The sequence below is a fragment of the Streptomyces sp. NA04227 genome (assembly GCF_013364195.1).
GTDB lineage: Bacteria > Actinomycetota > Actinomycetes > Streptomycetales > Streptomycetaceae > Streptomyces.
Genome location: NZ_CP054918.1, coordinates 7,544,055 through 7,567,045 on the forward strand (window position 1 = coordinate 7,544,055; position 22,991 = coordinate 7,567,045).

Sequence of the window (22,991 nt, forward strand, 5' to 3'; positions counted from 1 at the left end):
GTGCGTGTCGCCGGGACTCGGGCCTCGTACCGGACTCAGGCCTCGTACAGGGCCGCGATCTCCTTGGCGAAGTGTTCTCGTACGACGTCGCGGCGGATCGTGCCCGCCGGGGTGAGGAACGTGGAGTCGCGGTGGAAGGCCGTGGGCAGGATGCGGAAGGCCCGGATCGTCGCGTCCGGCGGGCACAGCGGTCCGGCCGCTTTGACCGCACCGGCGATCTGGTCCTGTACCCGGGAGTCCTCGGCGTAGCGCTCGGCTGTGACGCCGCGCAGACCGGACAGTGCGAGCCAGTCCGTAACGGCATCCGCGTCCAGCGTGATCAGTGCCGTCGGCCGCGGCATGCCGTGCCCCACCACCACACAGTGGGCGACCAACGGGTGCGCACGTACCCGCTCCTCGATCGGTCGCGGTGCCAGCAGGCGTCCGTCGCGCAGGGCGAACACGTCCGCCGCGCGGCCGGTGACGGTCAGATGCCCGTCGGGGTCGAGGACGCCCAGGTCGCCGGTGTTCAGCCAACCCCCGGACAGCGCCTGGCGGGTGCGCGGGAGGTCGCCGTGGTAGCCGGTGAAGGTCTGCGGACCACGCACCCAGATCCGGCCGTGTTCGTCGACGTGCACGGTGGTGCCCGGCACCGGGCGACCGGCGGTAGCGGAGTGCGGATGCTCCGGGGGAGCGAGGGTGACGGGCCCGGCGAACTCGGTGAGTCCGTAACCGGTGTGCAAGGGCACTCCGGCGCCGGTGAAGAAGGACACGAGCCGTGGCTGGGGGCCCGCGCCGAGGGCTATCGCCCGCTCCAGACGGCCGCCGAACCGCTCGCGGACACCGGCGTAGAAGGCCCGGTCGAAGAGCTGGTGCTGAACCCGCAGCGCTCTGCCCGGTCCGGGCCCCTCGCCGCGCGCACGGCGCTGGCAGGCCTCGGCGTACTTCACGGCGATGTCGACCGCCATCCCGAAGGCGCCGGTCCGGCCGGACAGATGGGCCTCGCGGCGGACGGCGGCGAAGGAGTGCTCGAAGCGGGTGGCGGGGGCCAGCAGGAAGGAGGGCCGCAGCGTGGTGAGGCCGGATCGGTCGGCCTCGTGGCCGGCCTCGCCACCCGAGGGCAGGTGAGCCAGGGGCAGGCCGTGCCGCAGGGCGGCGATCCGCAGCAGCCGTGCGGTGGCCTGTTCCGGCGGCGCGGCCAGGGCGACGCACGGCTGCCCGGAGTGCTCCCCTGAGCGCTCCCCGGCCGCCGGCGGCCAGCAGCTCGCGGCCAGGGCGTCGGCACCGGCCGCGAGCGCACCGTGCGTCAGTACGCACGCCTTCGGCGGCCCCGTGGTCCCCGCGGTGTGCACGATGCTCGCGATCGAGTCGGGGACCAGGGCCCTGCGGTGGCGCTCCACGGGCTCCTCGTCCAACTCGGTTCCCGACCGGCACAGTCGGTCGAGTGCGCCGGTGTCCAGCTGCCACAGGTGCCGCAGTCCGGTCCGGCCGCCGCACAGCGGTCCCACGGTCAGTGCCTGGATCTCGTTCTGGAGGAAACAGGCCACGGCACCGGTCCCCTCGATGATCCGGTGTGCCTGCCAGGCGGGCGCGGCCGCGGGGACCGGTACCGGCACGGCGCCCAGGCACCACAGCGCGAGGTCGACGAGCAGGCACGCGTACCCGTCGTCGGACATCACCGCGACCCGGTCGCCGAAGCGGATGCCGTGCGCGAGCATGCCCCGGGCCAACGCGCTCACCTGGTCACGCAGTTCCCGCGCGCGGACCTCCCTCGGGCCCGCGTCTCCGGCCCGCCCGCCGGTGAGGGCGACCACGCGGTACGGATCGCGGAGGGCGGCGTCGAAAAGCGCGTCGGCCAGACCTCCCATCGCGGGCCGGCCGGACCGTGACGGGGTAGTGAACTCGCGCATGCGCGCTGCTCCTTGTGGAATTTGTGGAGTTTGTGAGGTGCGTCGGGTGGGCGGGCGGCGGATCAGGCGACGCTCAGGTGTGCCCACACCTCGTGGCCGCCGGGCACCGGCCCGGCGCCCCAGTCGCTGCTGAGTTCGGCCACGAGCAGCAGGCCCCGGCCACCGCACCGGTCCGCCGGGTCGCAGTGGCGCCAGGACCGGGCCACCTGCTGCGGATCGAAGCCGTTCCCGGCGTCCGTGACGCCGAGACGCAGAACGGTCCCGGCTGTGGCGTCGCGGGTGAGCGCGAGCGTCACCCGCGGGCTGCCCAGACCGTGGCGTACGGCATTCGACGCGAGCTCACTGGCGATCAGGAGCAGATCCTCGCGCTGCCCCTCGAGCCGCCAGCCGGACAGCTGTGCGCGGACCCAGCGGCGAAGGGCCGCCGCGGCCTTGTGGTCGGCGGGCAGCCGGCAGGAGCGGGTCTCACGGGGGACGGGACGCCGCAGGGGGTCCCCGGTCGAGGTGAGAGTGGCGGCCATGGCAGCCTCCTGCGCGCCGGCACGGGAAGGGAACCGCGGGCGGTGTCCGTGCCACGGGCCCCTTGGACAGGGGAGGCCGGGCGAGAACCCGGCCCGGGACAGGGACGGGCCACCGGAACCGAAGGCCACGTCCGGGGAGCGAAAAGCTCTTAAAAAGAAGGTATACGGTATACGGAATCCGGTCAAGGTCTCCCGAGTGGCTGAATCGGGTCGCCTTTGGTCGGATATCCGCTTCCCTGCTCCTGCCGGGAGCATGCGGTCCCGACGGGTTCTCCCGGCTCGGCGCCTCCGGAAACGCCCAGGTGCATACGATGGCGGTCATGGGAGACAAGAGCTGGGCCCGGCCCCTGCCCGCGGTGAAGAGCAAGGCGGACCTTGTATACGACCACCTGCGGGGAGCCATCGCCGACGGGCACCTGCATCCGGGTGAGCGCCTCAACATGGACGAGCTGGCCCGCACGCTCGGGGTCAGCAAGATTCCCATCCGTGAGGCGGTCAAGCGCCTGGAGTCCGACGGCCTGCTCACCTCGCGGGTCCACTCCGGCGTGGTCGTCTCCGGTGTCGACAAGGCGGAGATGCGTGGCGTCTTCCTCGCGCGCGGTGCCATCGAGGGCCTCGTCGCGCGGCTGGCCGCGGAGCAGGCCGACGACAAGCTGATCGACTCCCTGGCCAAGGCGCAGCAGCTCATGCGCGAGGCGCTGGCCGAGGGTGCCATCGACAAGCTTCAACAGCACAACTCGGAGTTCCACGGGCTCCTCGCCGGGGCGACGGGCTACCGCATCCTCGCCGAGCTCACCGAGCAACTCCTGTTCACCGTACGGCGCTACCGCATGACCACCCCCGACGACGTACGCAACTGGGGCCAGGTGATCGAGGAGCACGAGACGATCCTCGCCGCCCTGCGCGAGAAGGACCCCGCAGCGGCGGAAGCCGCCGCACAGGCGCACACCGCCTCGCAGGCCGGGCACGAGATCGACGAGCAGAAGTAGACGGGCGGGAGCAGGCGAGCAGAAGTAGGCGAGCAGGAGTAGGGGTTCAGGCCTCGCGGTCCCGCAGCGGCGGCAGTCCCATGCGCTCGCGGTGGCCGTCCCGCAGCAGGCTCGCCGGGCTCACCACCGAGGCGCCGCCGTCCAGGACCAGTTCGCTGCCGGTGAGCAGGGCCGCTTCCGGGGTGGCCGCGTAGGCGGCCGCGGCGGCGATGTCCTCCGCGGTGCCGAGCAGGCGCAACGGGTTGCTCTGGCGCAGCCGGTCCAGTTCCTCCTCGCCCTCGAGGCGCGATTCCGTGGCCGGTGTCCGAATCCAGCCCGGTGACAGTGTCACGAAGTGGATCCCGTACGGCCCGTAGTCCACGGCGAGTTGGCGGGTGAGCCCGGCCAGCGCGCCCTTGGAAGCGGCGTAGGCGGGCAGCCCGGGCGCGGCGGTCCGGTGCAGGACCGAGCCGATGGTCACCACGGCACCGGAACCCGCCGCCATCATGGCGGGCAGCACCTCGCGCACGCAGAGGAAGACCGAGGTGAGGTTGATCCGCAGGACCTCCTCCCACTCCTCCTCGCCGGTCAGGTGCAGCGGGGCGCCACGAGTCACTCCGGCGCAGGCGACCAGAACGTCGACGCCGCCGTGGCGCTCCTGGACCTCGCCCACCGTGCGTGCCACGTCCTGCGCCGAGGTCACGTCCGTGCGGTGCCAGTCCACCCCAGGGAGTTGGGGATCCGCCAGATCGGCCCCGGCGACATGGAACCCGTCGGCGGCGAACCGGCCGGCGACGGCGCGGCCGATGCCGCCCGCGGCTCCGGTGACCAGTGCGGTGCGGGACATGAGGTGTGCCTGCCTTTGGTGGAAAGGGGGGTGGGTGGGCTGCGGGCGCGGGGAGCCTTGAGGGTTTGAGGGTTTGAGTGCGCGAAGAGCGGGATCGAGGATTGAAGGTATACGATCTACTAAATCTCGGCAAGGTTCAGCGGGCCGGTGGTGCTCGGTCGTCGAGTGGGGCGGCGAGGGCACCCGCTTCCGGAACAACGTACGGCGCGGTGTCGGTGAGTTCTCGACAAGGACCCGGGCGCTTCCGGGCAAGGACCCGGGCGCCGTTCACCCCGAGGCGCAGCGAAACCCGATGTTCCCCGCACTGCTCTGGGGCGTGTTGGAGCTGCGGGCGTCTACGCGGTAGCGGAAGCAGTAGCTCTCGTGGCAGAGGTAGGAGCCGCCGCGCATGACCTTGCGTCCGGTGGGCGGGGGACCGAGGGGGTTGATGCGCGGCCCGGTGGCGTGCCAGCTCGGGTGGAACCAGTCCGCGCACCACTCCCACACGTTGCCGCACATGTTGTGGAGGCCGTAGCCGTTGGGCTCGTAGGCGTCGGCGGGGGCGGTGCCCAGATGGCCGTCGGCGCCCATGTTGTGCGTGGGGAACTCGCCCTGCCAGACGTTCATCCGGTGCTCGCCGCCGGGTTCGCGTTCGTCGCCCCAGGGGTAGCGGGCACCCTCCAGTCCGCCGCGGGCCGCGTACTCCCACTCGGCCTCGGTGGGGAGCCGTTTCCCGGCCCAGCGCGCGTAGGCCTCTGCGTCGTACCAGGTCACATGCACGACCGGGTGATCCATCCGTGCGATGACGTCCGAGCCGGGGCCTTCGGGGCGACGCCAGTCGGCGCCCGGGACCTCCAGCCACCAGGGCGTGGCCGCCACGGCCCGGGCCGCCGGGTCGGGCGGCCCGGGCAGCAGACCGCTGAACACGTAGGAGGCGCCGTACCGTTCGGCCTCGGTCACCCAGCCTGTCTCCTCGGCGAAGACCGCGAAGTCGGCGTTGGTCACCGTGGTGGCGTCGAGGGCGAAGGCGTCGAGACGGACCCGGCGGGCCGGACCTTCGCCGTCCGCCGGGTACCCGTCCTCGCGGTCCGTGCCCATCCGGAAGAGGCCGCCCTCCAGCTGTACGGTCCGGCGGGGCGGCGGCTCCGTGGCCGGCGGAGAGGGTGGAGACGCGGCGGCAGGGTTCGGGGCGGGATTCGAGGCACGCGGCGGCCGTACGGTCGGATGCGCGCGGCTCGCCGCGCAGCAGGCCGGAACATCGGTCATCGCAGGGGCCGTTCGGGCTTGCCGCTGAGCAGGCTGCGGTGAGCCGCTTCGACGATGGCGACGGTTTCGAGCACCTGAGCCTCCGGAACCGTCGGCACTCCCCGTCGACAGGAGTCCACCAGCGCGGTGAGCAGCCCGGTGAGCATCGGCGGGCCCGCTTCGATGCCGAACTCCGTGGATACGGCGCCGCGTTGGACGCGCCCGGTGGTGAAGGGCGACCACTCGGCGGGACCGCTCAGGGTGGCGATCCGGCCGTCGGACCAGTGCAGAGTGGTACTCAGGTCCTCCCGCACGCCGACCGTCGCGCAGCCGGGGCCCAGAGCGGCCACCACCAGGTCGACCAGATGGACCCCGTACCAGGCGAGTCCGGGGTGTCCGGGCTGGGTGGGCAGGGGGCCGCCCACGTCGATACGGGTCACGGGGCCGTCACCGTCGAGCGCGCCCAGAAACTCGGGCGTGAACCGCTTCGGTGATCCGGCGAGCGGCAGGCAGCCGTGCTCGCGTGCCGTACGCAGCATGGCGTGCGCCTCGCCGGTGGTGAGCGCGAAGCGGGTGTCCACGTAGACCGGTTTGCCGAACGGGGCGAGACGCTTGAACAGCGCGGGGTGGGTACGTGCGTCGCAGGCGGTGACGAGCAGGGCGTCGCAGGCCTCGGCGACGTCCTCCGGGCTGTCGTGGAAGGCGACGCCCAGGCGGTGCACCTCCTCGGCGAGGGAATCCATGCGGTCGCGGCTCGGCGGGAGGTCGGCGGAGACCTCGCCCCGCCAGGCCGCGGTCACCGTGCCGCCGGACACCTCCGCGTGCCTGCCGTCGCCGAACAGCCGGGTGAACGTGGGCGCGTGGGAGGAGTCGACCCCGATGAGGCCGAAACGGACGGGCGGTTGAGTCGATTGAGCTCCTTGAGCCGGTTCAATCGGTTCAATCGGCTGAGTCGGTCGAGTCGAGTGGTCGGTGTTCATCCCTTGACCCCGCTCGACGTGATGCTCGCGACGATGTGCCGCTGGAGCAGGACGAACACCACGAGGCACGGCACGAAGCTGACCAGGGCGGCGGCCATGATGTTCGCCGTCGACACCGTTTCGGTGTTGAGGGTGGCGAGGCCGACGGTCAGGGTGCGGGCCTCGTCGGTCTGGCCCACGATCAGTGGCCACAGCAGGTCGTTCCAGTGCCACAGGAAGACGAAGATGGCCAGGGTGGCGAGTACCGGGCGGATGAGCGGGAGCACGATGCGGGTGAAGGTGCGCCACTCGCCCGCCCCGTCGATACGGGCGGCGTCGAAGATCTCGTCCGGGAGTTCGCGGACGAACTGCCTGATGAGGAACACCGCTTGGGCGTTGGCCAGGGTCGGCACGATCAGGCCCCACAGGGTGTTCACGCCGTTCATGCGCGAGATGAGGATGAAGGTCGGGATCAGGGTGGCCTGCATCGGCACCATGAGGGTGGCGACGATCGACCACAGCAGGACGTTGCGGCCGGGGAAGCGCTTGCGGGCCAGCGCGTAGGCAGCCATGGACGCCGTGAGCAGGATGACGACCACCGAGACGGCGGAGTAGACGAAGGAGTTGAACAGCCACTGCGGGAACTCGCCCACGTCGAAGATGCGTACGACGTTGTCGAAGGTGAGCGAGTCGGGCAGGGCGTGCGGCAGGGTGGGCGCGTTGGCTGGGGACAGCGCGAGCACGACGACGGCGAGCAGGGGCGCCAGGGTGAACAGGGAGATCGCGCCGAGGATCAGCAACAGCGCGAGCTGGCGCCGCTGTTGACGGCTGCGGCGCCGCCGGGCCGGTGCCGCTTGCGGATGAAGGGTCACGAGGCGTCCTTTCCTTCGACGAGCCGCCGCTGGACGAGGGAGAGCACGAGCACGACGGCGAACAGGACCACACCGATCGCGGCCGCGTAGCCGAAGTCGAAGAACTTGAAGCCCTCGTCGTAGAGGAAGTAGATGAGGCTGTAGCTGGCCCGGTTGGGGCCGCCGCCGGTCATCACGTAGATGGTGTCGAACACCTGGAAGCCGATGATCGTCTCGATGACCAGGACGAAGAAGAGCACCGGCTTCAGCAGCGGCAGGGTCACATGCCAGAAGGCCTGAAGGCCGTTGGCGCCGTCGATGCGGGCGGCCTCGTGCACCTCGGCGGGCTGGGCCTTCAGTCCGGCGAGGAAGATGAGCATCGAGTAGCCGAAGCCCTTCCACACCGAGACCATGGCCAGGCAGGCCAGGACCGTGAGTTGGTCACCGGAGAGGAAGGCGACGGGGTCGGCGCCGATCCCGTCCAGGGCGGCGTTGAGCGGGCCGTCGGTGTCGAAGATCCACGACCAGACGATGCCCGCCATCACGAAGGAACTGAGATAGGGCACGAACAGCAGGGCCCGGAACGTCCCGGTGAAGCGCACGAGTTTGTCCAGGAGCAGCGCCCCGACGAGGGAGACGACGATGATCAGCGGCACGAAGAGCAGCACATAGCTGACGGTGACGCCGAGGCTCTCCCAGAAGTGCGGGTCGTCGAAGAGCCTTGTGTAGTTGTCGGTGCCCAGGAAGGTGTAATCACCGTTCAGGCGGTAGCGGGTCAGGCTCATGGCGCCCGCGCCCGCGATGGGCAGGAACTTGAAGAGCCCGAAGATGACGAGCGTGGGCAGGACGAACAGGAGGCCTGTCAGCGCCTCGCGGCGACGCTGCGACCTGCGCCCCGCGACTGCGGGAGGCGAGCTGTGCACGGACATGAGGGACCAATCGGCGAGGGATTCGGTGAACGGGAACCCGCGGTCGCGCCGGCTCAGGCGCGGGACAGCAGGTCACGGGCCTCCTCGGCCGCCTTCTCCAGCGCCTCCCGGGCGGACATCTCGCCGCCGAGAGCGGCCTGGATGTACGGGGCGAGCACACCCATCACCTGCCGGGCGTTCGGCGAGGGCTCGCCGGGGTGGGCGTACTCCAGGGCCGACTCGAGCGCCTTGAAGTCGGGCCCGGTGCCCGGAACGCCCGCGTCGGTACGGGCCGGGAAGTTGCCCGCCGCCTTGTTCAGGGAGGCCTGCGACGTGGCCGAGGTCAGGTACGACAGCGCGGTGTGGGCCGCCTTCCGGTTCCCCTCGCTGTTGAGGGAGGTCAGAGCGAGCAGCCCCGGATTCCCGTACGTGGCACGGGACTTGCCCTCAAGTGGTCGGCCGAGGACGACCTTGTCCTTGCCGAGGGCGGCGCGCATCTGCGTGAGTTCGGGCAGTGAGGTGATGGCGCGCATGGCGACCCTGCCCTTGGCGAGTGGGGAGCCTTCCACGGCGGGACCGTCGGTCGCCGCGTCGGAGGGAAGCCCGCCCTTCCTCTTCAGCGAGACGAGGAAGTCCAGGGCCGAGACACCGGCGGGCGAGTCGAAGGCCACGTCCTTGCCGTTGTCGGTGAAGACCTTGCCGCCCGCCTGCCACAGCAGCGGGTAGAAGGACATGTTCAGGGTCTGCTCGGGGCTGCCCGCGTAGTCCATGACCGCGATGCCGCGCTTGGCGAGGACGGGGGCGGCGGCCAGGACGTCGTCCCAGGTGGTGGGGAGTTCGAGGCCCGCCTCGGCGAAGATCTCGGTGTTGTACGCGGTGGTGTTGACGTTCTGGAAGAGCGGGACACCGTAGAGCTTGCCGTCGAAGGTCGCGGCGTCCAGGGTGCCCGGGTAGAAGGCCTTGCGGTCCTTGGCCACCGCTTCGTCGACCGGCAGCAGCCCGTCCACGTTCTTGTACGTGGCGGCCTGGTCGGGGGTGATCAGGACGAGGTCGGGCCCCGAACCGGCCGCCAGCGCGGCGGAGATCTGCGGGTCCCGCTTGTCGAAGGTCTGGAGCTCGATGTTGAGGTCGATGTCCGGGTGGGCCTTCTCGAACGCCGCCTCCGTCTTCGCCCAGTACTTCTTGCTCGCCGAAGCGTCCTTGATGACGGGGTACATCCACAGGGTGACGTCCGCCCGGCCGTCGTCGTCTCCCGTCGAGCATGCGGTGAACGCCAGCATGGCGGTGGCGGCGAGGGCGGCGAGCCGCAGGGGTCGAGTGCTCATGCTGTTTCTCTCTCTCGGGGTGTGGGTGGCGGACAGGGCCCGGCCGGGGCGGGGGACGCGGACGGGACGAACGGCGGGGGAGTGGCGGCGGCCGCGCCGCGCAGGGCGTCGAGGGCGAGCCGGTGGCGTGGCGCGAGGGGCTGGGGTTCCAGCAGCGGGTCGCCCGTCTCGTCCATCCAGCCGAGCAGGGCGTCCGCGAGTTCGGCGACCACCTCGGCGTACGCCGGATCGGCGGCCAGATTGCGGCCTTCGTGGGGGTCGCCGAGCAGGTCGTAGAGCTCGAAGGGGGCACTGCTCTCGATCGTGGGGCCGCGCATGTCCACCGGCGTGCTGCGATGGGTCCACGACTGGGTGGAGTCCATGACCCGGGGCGCGTTGGCGAAGTTGACGATCAGCTTGTGGGTGGCCGAGCGCACCGACCGCTTGGGGTCGTAGTACGTGTGGTAGGTCAGCTGGCCGAAGCAGTGCGTACGGGCCGCACCCTCGCCCTCGACCACGGGCACCAGACTGGTACCGGCGATCTCCGGCGGCAGTGGCCGTCCCAGGAGTGCGAGCAGCGTCGGCAGGACGTCGACATGGCTGACCATCGGCGTGATCCGGCGTCCGGTCCAGGCCTCCCGGCCGGGGACGCGCATCATCAGGGCGACCCCCAGCCCGGCGTCGTAGAGCGTGCACTTGGCGCGCGGCAGGGCGAGACCGTGGTCGGTGGTGAAGACGACGACGGTCTCCTCGCGCAGGCCGAGGGCGTCCAGGCGGTCCAGTACCCGGCCGACACCCTCGTCCATGTGCCGTACGGCGCCCTGGAGTTCGGCGATCTCCTCGCGCGCGCCCGCGTCGTCGCGCAGATACGCGGGGACGGTGTGCCCGAGGGAGTCGTCGGCGCGTACGCCCTCGGACAGGAAGCCCATGACGCCGTGCGGGTCCCGGGTGGAGGGGGAGCGGTGCGGCTCGTGGAAGCCGACCTGGAGGTAGAACGGCTCGGTGCGCCGGGCGGCACTCTCGAGCGCGCCGGTGGCCCGCTCGACGACGGTGTCCCGGTCGCCGCCGCTGCGTACCCGGTCGAAGCCGAGGCGTGCGGCCACCTGTTCGTCCGGCAGTACGCGTGACTCGTGGTGTACGCCGATCAGTTCGGTGTGGTACCCGGCCGACTTGAGGCGGTGGGCGAGGTGGCCGCTCGGGTCGTTCAGGTCCCAGGCGAAGGGTTCGTGGGTCAGGCCGAGTACGCCGTTGGTCTGCGGATAGGTCCCGGTGAACAGCGAGGCACGGGCCGGGCTGCAGTGCGGGGCACTGGCGAAGGCGCTCTCGAAGAGCGTGGCCTCGGCGGCGAGGGCGTCGAGGTGAGGTGTCGCCACGGTGGGCACGCCGTACGTACCGAGGAAGCGGCCGAGGTCGTGGCAGTGCAGCAGCAAAACGTTGCGGGGGGCGGAGGTCATCGTGTGCTCACCCCATCCGTTCCATCGCTTCGCGGGTGACCGCGTGCCGCAGCTCACGACCGTGCAGGAACCGGTCGATCTCCTCGGTGACGATCCGTCCCGCGCGGTGGCGGGACTGGGTGCTGGCGCCGCCCAGGTGTGCGGTGAGCAGGGCGTTCGGCAGGGCTCGCCAGCGGTCGTCCCGGGGGAGCGGCTCCTCGTCGAAGACGTCGAGGGCGGCATCGATACGGCCCGCGGCGACGGCCTCGTAGAGCGCGTCCATGTCGACGAGTGAGGACCTCGCGGTGTTCACGAGCCTTCCGCCGTCCCGGATGAGGGCGATCTCGGCGGCGCCGAGCATGCCCCGGGTCTCGTCCGTGGCCGGTGCGTGCAGGGCCACCACGTCGCTGGTGGCGAGCAGTTCGGGCAGGGAGGTGGCGAGCGGGGCGAGCGGATCGCCGGGCGTGAGGTAGGGGTCGTAGACCTGTACGTCGGCGCCGAGCGCACGGCAGGAGTCGATGTAGGGGCGGCCGGTGCGCGAGGCGCCGATCACGCCGATACGCGCGCCGGCGATCTCGCAGGGCCGTCCGGTCCCGCGGGCGGCCTCCCAGTCGGCGCCGGAACGGAGCGCGTGGTCCTGGCGGTTGAGGCGGTGCAGCAGGGCGAGCGTCATGGCCAGGGACTGACCGGCCACCGAGGGCGCCATCGCCGCTCCGGCCTGCGAAACGGGGATCCTGGCGGCCCAGAAGACGTCGGTCACCAGGGAGCGCAGGGAGGAGGCGGCATGCATGACGAACCGCAGCCGGGGCGCCATCGACAGGTGCTGTGCGTCGAGCCGGGGGAAACCCCAGGCGGTGACGAGGACGTCGACCTCCGCCAGGGCGGCGGCGCAGCGGGCCGGGTCCTGGAGTTCGCCCGGCGGGATCTCCGTGACCTCGCCCAATACGGCCAGGTCACGGCGGGTGTCGGGCGGGAAGAAGGCGGCGGATTCGTGAGCGGGGACGCTCAGCAGGATCCGTGGACGGCCGTCGAAGGTGCCGGAGCCGGGGGCATCGGCATCGGGTCTGTGGCTCATGTGGCGGAAACTAGTCAGCACGCGGTATTTTTGTCAATGACCAAATTAAATCCGAACGCTGCAAGAATGAACCGTCCACCGTCAGTGACCGAAGGACTTGCCTGCGATGAAGCCACGTGCCGGGAGCAAGGCCCTGATCCGCGAGATCAACGAGGCTCTGGTGCTCGATGTCGTCCGCGCCCAGGGCCCGGTGGCCAGGGCGGGGATCGCGACGGCCACAGGACTGAGCGCGGCGACGGTCACCGGCATCACCGGCAAGCTCCTCGAGAGCGGACTACTCGTCGAGTCGGACGTAGTTCGCGCCACCCGGGGGCGACCGGCACGTCTCCTCGACCTCGGCACCGAGGCGGTCCTCGCGGCGGGCGTCCGTCTTTCGGCCACCGAGGCACACGCCGTACTCACCACGCTCCGGGGTGAGGTGATCGCCCAGCATCAGGAGCCGCTCGCCTCTGTCGCGGCCGCGGACGCCGTCGAAGCCCTCGTCCGCGCGGTCCGTACGGTGGCCGGACAGCGGCCCGCGGCGGCGCTGGTCGGGGTCGGCGTCGCGGTGTCCGGCATCGTCGACCACCGGGCCGGAGTGGTGCGCCACAGCGGTGCGCTGGACTGGGAGGAAGTGCCTCTGCAGGCCCTGCTCGCCGAGGAGTTGGGCGTCCCGGTCGTCATCGACAGCTACGTCAACTGCATCGCTCTCGCGCTGCCTCTCCTGGACACCGGCCTCGAAGGGCGCGACCTGCTGGTCTTCAGTGTCGGAACCAGTCTGGGCGCCTCCGTGGTCGTCGGCGGGCGCATCCACCGCGGATTCAACGGGTCCGCGGGCGGTTTCGCGCACGCCCGGCTCGGGGTGCGGGGCCGGGCCCTGCCCTGCCACTGCGGTGCCTCCGGCTGCCTGGAGACCAGGGCCAGCGGCTGGGGCCTGCGGCGTGAACTGGAGCGCGACGGCGAACAGCCGCGCCCGTTCGACGCGGACCGCGACCGTGAGCTCCTGGAACGGGCGGGCGAGGTCCTCGGGACGGCCGTCGCCAACGCGGCCAAGATGTTCGGCCCCGAACGCGTCGCGCTCGCCTTCACCCAGGACATGAGCCTGCCGCCGCTCCTGGTCAGCGCACGCGAGGCCTTCCACGCGCAGTACCTGCACGAGAACACCGCCCCGCCCGCCCTGGAGCTGACCACCGCGAAGTCCCCGCTGCTCGCCCGAGGCGCCGCGCACTCGGCGCTCTCCCGCACCTTCACGACGGCCGTTCCCGAGACGGCCGACTCGACGCGGGCGGCGCTCACTACGCGGTAGGCGCGTCCGGGGTGGCTTCCCCCTGGCCGTCGGTCGGTAGCCGACGGCAGCGGCGTGGGCGGCGCCCCGGCCCGGACCTCCGGCATGCGCCGTACCGCCGGGCGGGCAGTCATTTTTGCTTTTGTCATTGACGGAAATAATTATCTCTGGCTAGTTTCCCTCCACGGCACGCCCCACCGGAGCCCCATGGAAGCGGGGGCAGGCCATGGGTACGCCGGTTCCGCCGTGCCCGCCGGGCCGTGTCCCGGCGCGTCCACCGCCGCCAGCCGAGGGGTTCTCGTGCACGATTCCGTTTCCCTGAGCCGCGGACGCCTGCGGCAGGCGGCGGCCGCCTCGCACGTGACGGTGACCGATCTCGGTCCTGGCCTCGTTCGCGGTCGGCACCGTGATTCCCAAGATCGACGGGAATTGGTGCAGCGGCCCGCATGTGAACGCCTACGCCCATCCGCTTCCTCTCCACCATGCGCGGCCCCAACCTCGTGAAGACCGATGACAGGAAGGCTCGTTGACATGACCGTGAAGCCGGTTCACCGGAACAGGAAGAAGAACGGGAGTGCCACCCGCGTACCCCTCGCCCTGGCGCTCGCGGGCACCCTCACCGTCGTATGCCTGGCCGTGGCCGAAGCGGGGGAGACCTCGCCGAAACGAGAGACCGCGAAGTCCCGGACCGCTCGCGCCGCCGCCGACCTGCTGAACGTCAACTACCAGGACGGCAGCCTGAATTCAGGCATCCCGGAGCTGACCACGACGCACGCCACGGCGAAGGACGCCTCCTACACCCTGCCCTCCGGTGACGACCACGCCGTCGCGCACAAGGTGACCCTCGGCGACCCCGCCTACGAATCCGACGGTGCGCCGCGCAGCGAGAGCGCGGCGAACAAGGTGCCCGAGGGCGTCTTCCACGTCGGTGACATGCGACGGTACGAGTTCAGCGTGCTCCTGAAGGACTGGGAGTCGTTCGACCCCGGGGACCCGGTGGGTGGCGACATCCTCTTCCAGGGGAAGCACGCGGGCGGCAACTTCCCCTCGTTCTTCCTGGCGGCCAAGCGGAACGCGATCGTCTTCCGGTCGCCGAAGCTCCAGTTCCAGGACGCGATCGTCGAGGACTTCACGCCGTACATCAACAAGTGGATGACCTTCCGCGTCGACGTGCGCTGGACGGACGACGCGACAGGCTTCTACAAGATCTCCTCCAAGCTCCCCGGAGAGTCCGGTTTCACGCTGCGCAAGACACACGAGAACGTCCAGACCTTCCATCCGGAGAACCCCACCGAGTTCGGCTACATCAAGTGGGGCCTCTACCGCCCGGACCAGTCGATCGAGGGCGGCTTCGTTCCCACCCGCGTGGTCCACCACGACAACATCCGCGTCACCGACCTCGCGACGGAATGAGACGGGCCGACGCCGCGTAGGCACCGGTGGGGGCCTGCCCCGGCAACGCGAACTCTCAGTCCCCGAGGGCCTGTTCCGCCCAGATCGACTTGCCCTCGGCGGTGTAGCGGGCCCCCCACCGCTGGGCCATCGCGGCGATCAACTGCAGACCCCGGCCACCCTCGTCGGTGAACGAGGCGGTGCGGATGTGGGGCGTGGTCAGGCTGCCGTCGGAGACCTCGCAGATGAGGGTACGGCTGCGCAGCAGGCGCAGGTCGATGGGGCCGCGGGCATGCCGGACGGCGTTGCCCACCAGCTCGCTGACGATGAGCTCCGTGGTGGTCGTGAGCAGGTCGTCCAGGTGCCAGGCGGCGAGCTGTTCCCGGACGTGCTCGCGGGCCCTGCCCGCGGCCTGCGGCTCGTCCGGCAGTGACCAGTTGGCCACATCGGACGGGGCGAGTCGGCGGGTACGGGCCAGGAGGAGGACGGCGTCGTCGCCCACGGGCCGACGGCCGGGCAGCAGGCTGGTGGTGACCTGCTCGCACAGCCCGTCCAGGGAGGCCCGCGTCGAGGGCAGCCGGGTGCCGGACAGCGCGGTCGCGAGCTGAGTCATCCCGGCGTCGACGTCACGGGAGGACGACTCGACCAGACCGTCGGTGTAGAGCGCGAGCAGGCTCCCGTCCGGGACGTCGCTCGTGACGGTCGAGTAGGGCGGGGTGCCCGCGCCGAGCGGCGGGTCCGCGGTGTGCTCCAGGAAGACGACGGAGCCGTCGGGGGCGAGCAGCGCCGGTGGCGGGTGGCCGGCCCCGGCGTGCGTGAAGGTGCCCGCGACCGGGTCGTAGATGCCGTACACACAGGTGGCGAAGGCGTCTTCGCCGAGTTCGGCGACGATGTCACCGAGCCGGGTCAGCACCTCGTCCGGCGGCAGTTCGAGCTCGGACAGAGTGCGCGCCGCGGTGCGCAGGCTGCCCATGGTGGCGGCCTGCGGACTGCCGTGCCCCATCACATCGCCGACCACCAGGGCGACCCGGTCCGCGGAGAGGGCGATCACGTCGTACCAGTCGCCGCCGACCTCGGTGCCGTGTCCGGAGGGCAGGTACTGGACAGCCGTGGCGACCGACGGGTGGGCGGGCAGGGTCCGCGGCAGCAGCGCACGCTGCAGTTCCTCGGCCTTGGCCGCCGCCTCGTCGTACTGGACGGCCCGGCCCAGCGCCTGCGCGATGAGTCCGCTCAACTCGGTGAGCAGGGCGCGTTCGTCGTCGTCGAACCGGTGCGGGTGGTCGTACGCGAGCACGCAGGCGCCGACGCGGCCGGACGCGGTGAGCGGCAGGAACGCCCAGGCGCCCTCGCCGAACCACGCCGCGGCCGAACCCGGGAAGCGCTCGGACAGCTCCTGCGGAGACTCGACGAACTCCGGCACGTGCTCACGCACGGTCCGCTCCAACGGGGTCGCCGCACACACGGCGCCGTCGATCCGCTCGACGAGCTTCGCCGGGCGCCCCAAGGAGCCGAGCACCCGCAGGCGTTCCCCTTCGCGTACGGCCACGAGCAGCCCGGCGGCCGAGAAGTGCGACAGCACGCTGCGGCCCACCGCCTCGACAACGTCCCGCACGGTGAGCGCCTCGGCGAGGGAAGCGGTGAGCCCGCGGACTAGCGCGGCACGGGCCGCCGCGCTCTGCTCCGCCCGGGCGCGCTCGGCCTCGTGCAGATGGCGCTCGGTGATGTCCGTGCCGTAGAGCGTCACCCCCTGCGGTACGGGCACCATCCGCAGCGCGAACCACCGGTCTCCCGGCGGCCAGTGAAAGTCGAAGCCGGTCGGGCCGCCACCCGCCAGCGCCTTGCGGCAGCGCTCCTCCAGGCCCGGCACCGCACGCAGGGCCGGGAGATCCCACAGCCGCTTGCCGACCAGGTGCGCGGAGGTGCCGATGAACGCCTCGGCGGCGGCGTTGACGAACTCGATGCGCCAGTCGCCGTCCACCGACAGGAACAGGTCGCTCATGTGCCGAAGCGCCCGCCCCACGGGTTCCAGTGCCGCATGGCGGGCGGTGGTCTCCTCCACGGTTCCGACCATCCGCAGCGGACGGCCTTCCTCGTCGGCCTGTACGCCCGCCCGTGCGTGCACCCACGCGTACGGGCCGTCCGCGCAGCGCACGCGGTACTCGACGTCGTACCGGCCCTCGCCGCGGATCGCCGCGTCGGCACGGTGCACCACATGGGGCAGGTCGTCCGGGTGGATGAGGTCGGCCCACTCCTCCACCTGGGCGAAGTGGGTACGCGCCAGGCCGAGCCGCTCGGCGAAGCGCGGATCGCTCCTGAACCGCCGGGTCTCCAGATCCCACTCCCAGGCCCCGACCGCGGAAGGGGCGGACGTATCGCGCAGGGCACCCTCGGATTCCAGCGCCTGGAGCAGGCCCCGGGGCAGGCCGTCCGGATGGGGTGCGTCGAGCCGGAGCCGCTGGGAGATCCACTGCGCCGTGTCAGTGAGGAACTCCAGCCGCTCGGAGCCGGGCGCGGCCCCCGGCGGGGTGACGACCGACAGCGCGCCGATGTAGCGGGAGTCCCCCTTCAGTCCGGCGGAGACGATGCCGCAGTCCACCGGTAGCTGGTCGGACAGGGGCTCTGCGCCCGGCTGCCGCGGGTCCGTTTCCGGCATCCGAAGAGTGGGCAGCGACACGAGACGGCCACTGCGGACCGCACGCACCGGGGCAACGTCCACCCGCTCGGAGACGTTCTCCCACTGCTTGATGAAGGCCTCGGGAAGCCCGTTGCTCACCATGAGCCGCAGTCCGCTGCGGTGGGTGGCCGCAACGCGCAGGTGCGCCATCCCGCCGAGGCCACCGAACTCGGCCGTCACCTGCGCGAGCGCCACCGCCAGGACGTCGAGCGCGCCGCCACCGTCACCCAGGGCGTTCAGCAGCCGCATACGGGCATGTCGCGTCGAGCCCGGCGTCGTCGCGTCCCCCGTGCTGTGGCTGCTGCTCACGGCCTGTCTCCGTCCTGCGGCGGGAACAGTTCATTCTAGGTGGCGGGTCCGGGGACGGGCCTGGTCGCAGGCGTTGTGACGCCTCCGGGCCCGGAGGATCGGGCCACCCGCGCACAGCTCCCTCCGGGTGCCTTGTGGTGACGGCAGTCACGGACGGTTCCTCAACTGGTGGGACGCGGCGAGGTCCGACAGCCGACCAAGCTCACTGGGCTTCCATGACCTCTCGCGCGATATCCAGCTCGTGTACCGCGCCGGGGGGCGTCATCACCTGGAGGCGCTTGCCGACATCCCTGAACGTTGTGTCCTCACCATTGGCGGTGTTGACGACATTCAGTAGGTAGGGCTTGCCTTTGGCGGCGATGTGGAGCACCACGGTGTCACGGCCGACTCTGTAGGTGATCTTCACCGTGGGTTTTCCCTGGAAGACCGCGGCCTCCCGCACATGCGGGCCCTCCAGGTCCCCCTGAGCCGGCACGTAGTCACTCTCCAGCCGAGTCCGTTCGGCTTTCAGAGGGCACGTCTTGAGTACAGTCTCGTGGGCTTCGGGACTGCGCCGGATCCAGCGGTCAGCCATGATCTCCACCTTGTGGGGCACCTCCTCGCCGCCCCGCGTGGCTTCCCCCATGCGCAGAAAGCTCTCGCTGGCTCGCGAATAGAGCCCCGTGGACGTGGCGACGATGTCCATCGTGGCTTTGCCCTTACGTGTGTGCATCTCGCACCCACTGTCGGCGACAAGCTTCACTGTTGTGAGGTGGACCGGTGGCCGACCTGTCCTATCCGGACGCCGCCTCGTTGAGATCGGTCATGAGTTCACTGTCGAGGTGACGCAGTCCTGCGTAGGCGAACGAGGACGCCAGTTCACCGGCTTTGACGGGGTCCAGTGGGTGAACCAATTGCGCGTGGCGGGCCCCGTGGATGGCGAGGCCGACGACCATCGCGGCCAACAATTCGGCGCTCGCTTCCGGCTTTGCCGCTGGATTCCCGCTCAGGACGGTCTGGATCCGTTGTGCCATGCGATGGATGATTTTTTGCTGGACGGCCTCGCGTGCCTGTGCGCTGTCGACCGAGCTGTGATCGTCGAACAGCAGTCGGAACCCGTGCGGGCGCGTGGCGGCGTAGTCGAAGAACGCCCGCATGTCCGTGCGCACTTCCTCGCGAATGGGCAAGTCGGCTGACCGTTGATAGCCGGCGAACAGCCACTGGGTGAGCTTGTCGGCTTCGCGTTGCAGACATGTCCGGTACAGCTGCTGTTTATTGCCGAAATGGGCATACAGCGTGGGTTTGGTGGATTTGGCGCGAGCGGCGATCGCGACCATGGACGCGCCGCGGAACCCGCTCTCGGCGAACACCGCACATGCCGTGTCCAGTATCTGATCATCCGACGGTCGCGCCGCCGTGCTGAGCCGCGTGTCCTGGCTTGCGCGGGGGGTCGCGCGCTGCTGCTTCATGGCATCACTTTACCGCACGGTAAAGCCGTGCTACACCTTTACCGTCAGGTAAAGCGCGGTGCATGACACCGCGCCTGCAACGGCATCAAGCGAGGTGGCAATGCGGTCCGTGTATCCCCGATCGCTCGTGTTGAGCATGGTCATCGCACTCGCGGCTGCTGGGGCCGGCGGCGTTCCCGCTGCCGCCGCGCCAGTGGCAGCACCGTCAGCAATGGCGCCCGCAACCGCGGCGGGCGAACCCAAGCGTTGCGCCCTGCCCTCTGACGGGGCGGCGCCGCGTGGGGCGACACCGGGCGACGTCGACTTGGATGCTGACAAGCTGCGTGAGGCAGTCCAGTTCGCTGCCGCGCACAACCGGCTGTCGGTACAGGTGTATCGCTACAACTGCCTTGTCGCCGGTAGCGTCCTCAATCCGGTAACGGGCAACCTGCCGTGGAACGTTTGGAGTTCCACGAAGAGCGTGGTCTCGATGCTGACCGGCATCGCCCACAGTCAGGGCAAAATAGAGCTGGACGCCCCGATCGGGAAGTATCTGCCCACCGGGCCGGGTTGGGGCGATGCCGCGCACCGGGCGATCACGGTGCGGCAACTGCTGACTCAGACCTCCGGGCTCAAGCAGTCCATCGTTTCGGAAGCCGCCCTGAGCGCTGCGGGCTTGGATGCCAGTGTGCCCAAACAGGCCCTGGCGCTGCCTCTCGAGCATGAGCCCGGAACCTACTTCGCCTATGGCCAGCGCACGGTCGACCTGCTGGCCCACGTCGTAGAACGTGCCGTGGGCCAGGACCTGCAAACGTACGCCCAGGACACTCTGTTCGGGCCTTTGGGCATCTCCCGCTCGGACTACTTCTGGCTGCGTGACCGCTCCGGGAACACCTACGGGTTCGCGAACCTCTACCTCAAGCCCAACGACTTCGCGCGGCTCGGGCTGCTGATGCTCAACAACGGGAACTGGCGCGGTGAGCAGTTGATCTCACCGAGCTACATAGCCGAGGCCACGACACCGTCGAAGACCAACGCCTGCCACGGCTATCTGCTCTGGCTCAACCACACCCCGTGCATCGGACCGTCCCTGCCGTCGCGCCACGTCTACCCGCAAGCGCCACTGAGACCGCTGCCCTCGGATGCCTACGCGATGGTCGGCTTCCTGCATCAGAACAACTTCATCGTGCCCAGCCTGAACCTGGTCGTTTCCTGGACCGGCGTGGCGGGCGACCATTCCCTCGACCCCGCCACCGCCCTCTCGATCAGCCCGAACAGCGAGCTCTACCACGGTTTCTTCCGGCGCCTCGCCGAGGCCTTCACCGACGTGGACCTGCCCGACCCGGGCCCGTATCAGCCCGAGTACAACTTCGACTTCCAGCCCGAACAGTTCGCCGACCCTCAGCTGCTGCTCGGCGCCCTCGGCATCGGTCCGGACGCCCCTGCCAACTGCAACGTCCTGGTCTGCGATGGGACCATCCCGCTACAGGGACTCGCGCAGAACGCCGAAGCCATCACCCGCTCTCTGCTCACGGGTCTCCAGCGGCAACTCGCGGAGTCGCACAGGGGGCCGCTGCACCGACCGGCGGCTCCCTGCGCCGGCGAAAGACTGCCTGGCTACGGGACTTCAGGGTGCCGTCACCGGCCAGGCCCGGGGATCACGCCGACCGGGAGGGGCTGTTCGGCCCAGATGACCTTTCCCTCGCGGCTGTGCCGCGCGCCCCAACGTTCGGCGAGCTGGGCCACCAGCAGCAGGCCGCGGCCGCCCTCGTCGAAGGTGCGGGCCCGGCGCAGGTGCGGGGCGGTGCTGCTGGCGTCGGAGACTTCGCAGGTCAGCGTGGATTGGAGAATCATCCGCAGTTGGATGGGGCTCTTGCCGTAGCGGATCGCGTTCGTCACCAGTTCGCTGACCATGAGCTCCGTGGTGAAGGAGAGCTCCTCCAGTCCCCAGGCCGCCAGTCGGCCGGAGGCGTCGCTGCGCGCCTGCGAGACCACTGCGGGGTCGGAGGGCAGTTCCCATGAAGCGACGTGATCGGCGTCCAGCGCCCGGGTGCGGGCCACCAGAAGGGCGACGTCATCCGCGGGGCGGGCGGGAAGCAGCGCGGCGAGCAGGTTGTCGCAGGTCTCCTCCAGTGACGCCGAAGCTCGGGCGAGGACGTTACGCAGGAGTGTGCGTGCGGCGTCCACGTCGCGGCCGGGGCCTTCGGTGAGGCCGTCGGTGTACAAGGCCAGAAGGCTGCCCTCCGGCAGCTTGAACTGGGCGGTCTCGAACGGCAGCCCTCCCAGGCCCAGTGGCGGGCCGATCGGCAGCTCCGGAAAGTCGACCACGCCCGAGGCCGGGGCATCACCGTCGGCGGCCAAGGGGGTCACGACCGCCGGCAGCAGGTGCCCGGCGCTGGCCAGGGAGCACAGGCGGGAGACAGGGTCGTAGACCGCGTACAGGCAGGTGGCACTGATCTCGTCCGCGCCCCGGTTCTCCTCGCGCTGCAGGCGGATGACCACGTCGTCCAGGTGGGTGAGCAGTTCGTCGGGCATCAGGTCGATGTCGGCGAAGGCGCGCACGGCCGTCCGCAGTCGGCCCATGGTGGCCGAGGCGTGCAGGCCGCGGCCGACCACGTCGCCGATGACGAGGGCGACACGGGCTCCGGAGAGCGGAATCACGTCGTACCAGTCGCCGCCCACGCCCGCGCGGCCCCCGGAGGGCAGGTAGCGGGCGGCCGTCTCGACGGCGGACTGTTCCGGTGCCCGCTGGGGGAGCAGGCTGCGCTGGAGGGTGAGCGCGGTGGTCCGCTCATGGGTGTAGCGGCGAGCGTTGTCGATGTAGACAGCGGCCCTGGAGGCGATTTCCTGGGCCAGCAGAAGATCATCGTCGTCGAAAGGGTCAGCCGTTCGGTGGCGGTAGAAAAGGGCCAGGCCCAGGGGGTTTCCGCGGGCCCACAGCGGCACCAGCAGCATCGAGTGGATGCCGAAGGTACGCACGGCACGACTGTGGTCCTCGGAGTCCGCCAGCCACGCGGGCAGGTCAACGGCCGTGAGGCCGTAACGGAGGGGCTCTCCGGTGAGCAGGGCGCGCACCGGATCCGTGCCCTCGGGGTAGGTGTGCCTCCGCCCGGTGGAGACCGCCGAGTCGGGGCAGCCGTCCAGGACGGACCGCTGGGCGATCCGGCGCAGTGCCGGCGGACTTCCTGACAGGTCGAGGCCCTCTTCGTGGAGCGCGGAGTCGAGCAGGTCGACGGTGACGAGGTCGGCGACGTGGTCGGTACCGACTTCCGTCAGTTCCTCGGCGGTGCGGGTGATGTCGAGAGTGGTGCCGATCCGCTTGCCGGCCTCGTTGATCGCGATCAGACGCCGCTGCAACCAACGGTCGCGTTCCTCCTGGTACGCCGTGGCGGCCTGCTCCGCGGTGCGATCCACGTATTCAAAAGCCACCGTGTTCAGCGCGAGCGCCGCCGCGTGGACCAGTTGCGTGTCCTCGGTGAGGCCGTCCGCCTCCTCGTACAGCCGCTGCAGCAGACCGGCATGGGCGAGCCGGTAGGAGCGCAAGAGGTCACGGATGGGCACTCCGTGCCGAGCCAGTCGTCGCGCGACCTCAACGGCGGCCGGTGGGGCCTTGACCTCGGTCTCCCCGAGGCCGTGTTCAAGGATGTCCAGAAAGGCCGTCACATGTTCGGACGCAGTCGTCGGCGCCAGCGTGGCGATGTCCCGGTGGTCCCACAGCTCGGGAAGCTCGATACGGAGACGCTGCTGCAGTACGTCAGCCAGCTGGTCGGCTCGGGGCCTGAGCCCTCGAGCGAGATCGCACAGAAAGGTCTCCACGGAGGTTCCCACAACAAGAATGTACGACCGAACCCATGGAACTGTTCTGATGACGTTCTGTGAGCGACGTCTGTTCGGCCGTGGTCGGACATGTAGCGAAGATGGCAGGAACTGTCCCGCTTCCGACTGT

17 protein-coding genes and 1 pseudogene are annotated in these 22,991 nt (G+C 70.4%); 4 read left to right on the forward strand and 14 right to left on the reverse strand.

All coding sequences use genetic code 11. The features are described 5' to 3' along the window. Positions 1 to 35: 35 nt before the first annotated feature. Positions 36 to 1,889 (reverse strand): long-chain fatty acid--CoA ligase, encoded by a 1,854-nt coding sequence (locus HUT18_RS31700; protein WP_176103940.1) that lies wholly within the window; start codon positions 1,887 to 1,889, stop codon positions 36 to 38. A 62-nt stretch (positions 1,890 to 1,951) separates the two neighbouring features. Further along, positions 1,952 to 2,410 carry an ATP-binding protein gene (locus HUT18_RS31705; protein ID WP_176103941.1) on the reverse strand — a complete coding sequence of 153 codons (459 nt, stop codon included), beginning with the start codon at positions 2,408 to 2,410 and terminating at the stop codon, positions 1,952 to 1,954. A gap of 320 nt (positions 2,411 to 2,730) precedes the next feature. Here HUT18_RS31705 and HUT18_RS31710 point away from each other — a divergent pair, with 320 nt between their 5' ends. Continuing rightward, positions 2,731 to 3,399, forward strand: a complete 669-nt coding sequence (locus HUT18_RS31710; RefSeq protein WP_176103942.1) for a GntR family transcriptional regulator — start codon at positions 2,731 to 2,733, stop codon at positions 3,397 to 3,399. A gap of 46 nt (positions 3,400 to 3,445) precedes the next feature. On the opposite strand, the gene HUT18_RS31715 is transcribed toward HUT18_RS31710, so the two are convergent. The 8 genes from HUT18_RS31715 to HUT18_RS31750 all read right to left on the reverse strand — a co-directional run bounded on the left by HUT18_RS31715 (position 3,446) and on the right by HUT18_RS31750 (position 11,979). Next, positions 3,446 to 4,225, reverse strand: a complete 780-nt coding sequence (locus HUT18_RS31715) for an SDR family NAD(P)-dependent oxidoreductase (protein ID WP_176103943.1) — start codon at positions 4,223 to 4,225, stop codon at positions 3,446 to 3,448. A gap of 267 nt (positions 4,226 to 4,492) precedes the next feature. After that, positions 4,493 to 5,470, reverse strand: coding sequence for a formylglycine-generating enzyme family protein (locus tag HUT18_RS31720; protein ID WP_176103944.1), 978 nt, complete (start codon positions 5,468 to 5,470; stop codon positions 4,493 to 4,495). Further along, positions 5,467 to 6,264: a hypothetical protein gene (locus tag HUT18_RS31725; RefSeq protein WP_217710536.1), complete on the reverse strand. Its 798-nt coding sequence runs from the start codon at positions 6,262 to 6,264 to the stop codon at positions 5,467 to 5,469. Before HUT18_RS31725 ends, HUT18_RS31720 begins: the two co-directional genes overlap by 4 nt. Before the next feature lie 161 nt (positions 6,265 to 6,425). After that, on the reverse strand, positions 6,426 to 7,280 hold the full coding sequence (locus tag HUT18_RS31730) for a carbohydrate ABC transporter permease (RefSeq protein WP_217710537.1): 855 nt from the start codon (positions 7,278 to 7,280) through the stop codon (positions 6,426 to 6,428). Then, positions 7,277 to 8,182, reverse strand: a complete 906-nt coding sequence (locus HUT18_RS31735) for a carbohydrate ABC transporter permease (protein WP_254878895.1) — start codon at positions 8,180 to 8,182, stop codon at positions 7,277 to 7,279. Before HUT18_RS31735 ends, HUT18_RS31730 begins: the two co-directional genes overlap by 4 nt. A 59-nt stretch (positions 8,183 to 8,241) precedes the next feature. Further along, the gene (locus tag HUT18_RS31740; protein WP_176103946.1) at positions 8,242 to 9,492 is read right to left on the reverse strand and encodes a sugar ABC transporter substrate-binding protein; all 1,251 of its coding nucleotides are present in this window, start codon (positions 9,490 to 9,492) and stop codon (positions 8,242 to 8,244) included. After that, positions 9,489 to 10,925, reverse strand: coding sequence for a sulfatase (locus HUT18_RS31745; protein WP_176103947.1), 1,437 nt, complete (start codon positions 10,923 to 10,925; stop codon positions 9,489 to 9,491). Before HUT18_RS31745 ends, HUT18_RS31740 begins: the two co-directional genes overlap by 4 nt. 7 nt (positions 10,926 to 10,932) lie before the next feature. Then, positions 10,933 to 11,979 (reverse strand): hydroxyacid dehydrogenase, encoded by a 1,047-nt coding sequence (locus HUT18_RS31750; RefSeq protein ID WP_176103948.1) that lies wholly within the window; start codon positions 11,977 to 11,979, stop codon positions 10,933 to 10,935. A gap of 106 nt (positions 11,980 to 12,085) precedes the next feature. On the opposite strand from HUT18_RS31750, the gene HUT18_RS31755 reads away from it, so the two are divergent. Then, on the forward strand, positions 12,086 to 13,264 hold the full coding sequence (locus HUT18_RS31755) for an ROK family protein (RefSeq protein ID WP_176103949.1): 1,179 nt from the start codon (positions 12,086 to 12,088) through the stop codon (positions 13,262 to 13,264). A 510-nt stretch (positions 13,265 to 13,774) separates the two neighbouring features. Continuing rightward, positions 13,775 to 14,656: a heparin lyase I family protein gene (locus HUT18_RS31760; protein WP_176103950.1), complete on the forward strand. Its 882-nt coding sequence runs from the start codon at positions 13,775 to 13,777 to the stop codon at positions 14,654 to 14,656. Between the two features lie 55 nt (positions 14,657 to 14,711). Here HUT18_RS31760 and HUT18_RS31765 read toward each other — a convergent pair whose 3' ends face one another. The 3 genes from HUT18_RS31765 to HUT18_RS31775 all read right to left on the reverse strand — a co-directional run bounded on the left by HUT18_RS31765 (position 14,712) and on the right by HUT18_RS31775 (position 19,066). Then, positions 14,712 to 17,618, reverse strand: coding sequence for a SpoIIE family protein phosphatase (locus HUT18_RS31765; protein WP_176103951.1), 2,907 nt, complete (start codon positions 17,616 to 17,618; stop codon positions 14,712 to 14,714). A 202-nt stretch (positions 17,619 to 17,820) separates the two neighbouring features. Beyond that, complete coding sequence (locus HUT18_RS31770; RefSeq protein WP_176103952.1) at positions 17,821 to 18,303, reverse strand: hypothetical protein; 483 nt, start codon at positions 18,301 to 18,303, stop codon at positions 17,821 to 17,823. Positions 18,304 to 18,391: 88 nt separating this feature from the next. Next, the gene (locus tag HUT18_RS31775) at positions 18,392 to 19,066 is read right to left on the reverse strand and encodes a TetR/AcrR family transcriptional regulator (RefSeq protein ID WP_176103953.1); all 675 of its coding nucleotides are present in this window, start codon (positions 19,064 to 19,066) and stop codon (positions 18,392 to 18,394) included. Between the two features lie 211 nt (positions 19,067 to 19,277). Between HUT18_RS31775 and HUT18_RS34075 the strand changes: the two are divergent. Beyond that, positions 19,278 to 20,240, forward strand: a pseudogene (locus HUT18_RS34075) (serine hydrolase domain-containing protein); the annotation flags it as partial. A 443-nt stretch (positions 20,241 to 20,683) separates the two neighbouring features. Here HUT18_RS34075 and HUT18_RS31785 read toward each other — a convergent pair. Next, on the reverse strand, positions 20,684 to 22,873 hold the full coding sequence (locus HUT18_RS31785) for a SpoIIE family protein phosphatase (RefSeq protein WP_254878896.1): 2,190 nt from the start codon (positions 22,871 to 22,873) through the stop codon (positions 20,684 to 20,686). Positions 22,874 to 22,991 lie beyond the last annotated feature (118 nt).

Bases quoted from the DNA above. Each gene is read 5' to 3' on its own strand.
- HUT18_RS31700 (WP_176103940.1), bottom strand. From the start codon at position 1,889: ATGCGCGAGTTCACTACCCCGTCACGGTCCGGCCGGCCCGCGATGGGA.
- HUT18_RS31705 (WP_176103941.1), bottom strand. From the start codon at position 2,410: ATGGCCGCCACTCTCACCTCGACCGGGGACCCCCTGCGGCGTCCCGTC.
- HUT18_RS31710 (WP_176103942.1), top strand. From the start codon at position 2,731: ATGGGAGACAAGAGCTGGGCCCGGCCCCTGCCCGCGGTGAAGAGCAAG.
- HUT18_RS31715 (WP_176103943.1), bottom strand. From the start codon at position 4,225: ATGTCCCGCACCGCACTGGTCACCGGAGCCGCGGGCGGCATCGGCCGC.
- HUT18_RS31720 (WP_176103944.1), bottom strand. From the start codon at position 5,470: ATGACCGATGTTCCGGCCTGCTGCGCGGCGAGCCGCGCGCATCCGACC.
- HUT18_RS31740 (WP_176103946.1), bottom strand. From the start codon at position 9,492: ATGAGCACTCGACCCCTGCGGCTCGCCGCCCTCGCCGCCACCGCCATG.
- HUT18_RS31745 (WP_176103947.1), bottom strand. From the start codon at position 10,925: ATGACCTCCGCCCCCCGCAACGTTTTGCTGCTGCACTGCCACGACCTC.
- HUT18_RS31750 (WP_176103948.1), bottom strand. From the start codon at position 11,979: ATGAGCCACAGACCCGATGCCGATGCCCCCGGCTCCGGCACCTTCGAC.
- HUT18_RS31755 (WP_176103949.1), top strand. From the start codon at position 12,086: ATGAAGCCACGTGCCGGGAGCAAGGCCCTGATCCGCGAGATCAACGAG.
- HUT18_RS31760 (WP_176103950.1), top strand. From the start codon at position 13,775: ATGACCGTGAAGCCGGTTCACCGGAACAGGAAGAAGAACGGGAGTGCC.
- HUT18_RS31770 (WP_176103952.1), bottom strand. From the start codon at position 18,303: ATGGACATCGTCGCCACGTCCACGGGGCTCTATTCGCGAGCCAGCGAG.
- HUT18_RS31775 (WP_176103953.1), bottom strand. From the start codon at position 19,066: ATGAAGCAGCAGCGCGCGACCCCCCGCGCAAGCCAGGACACGCGGCTC.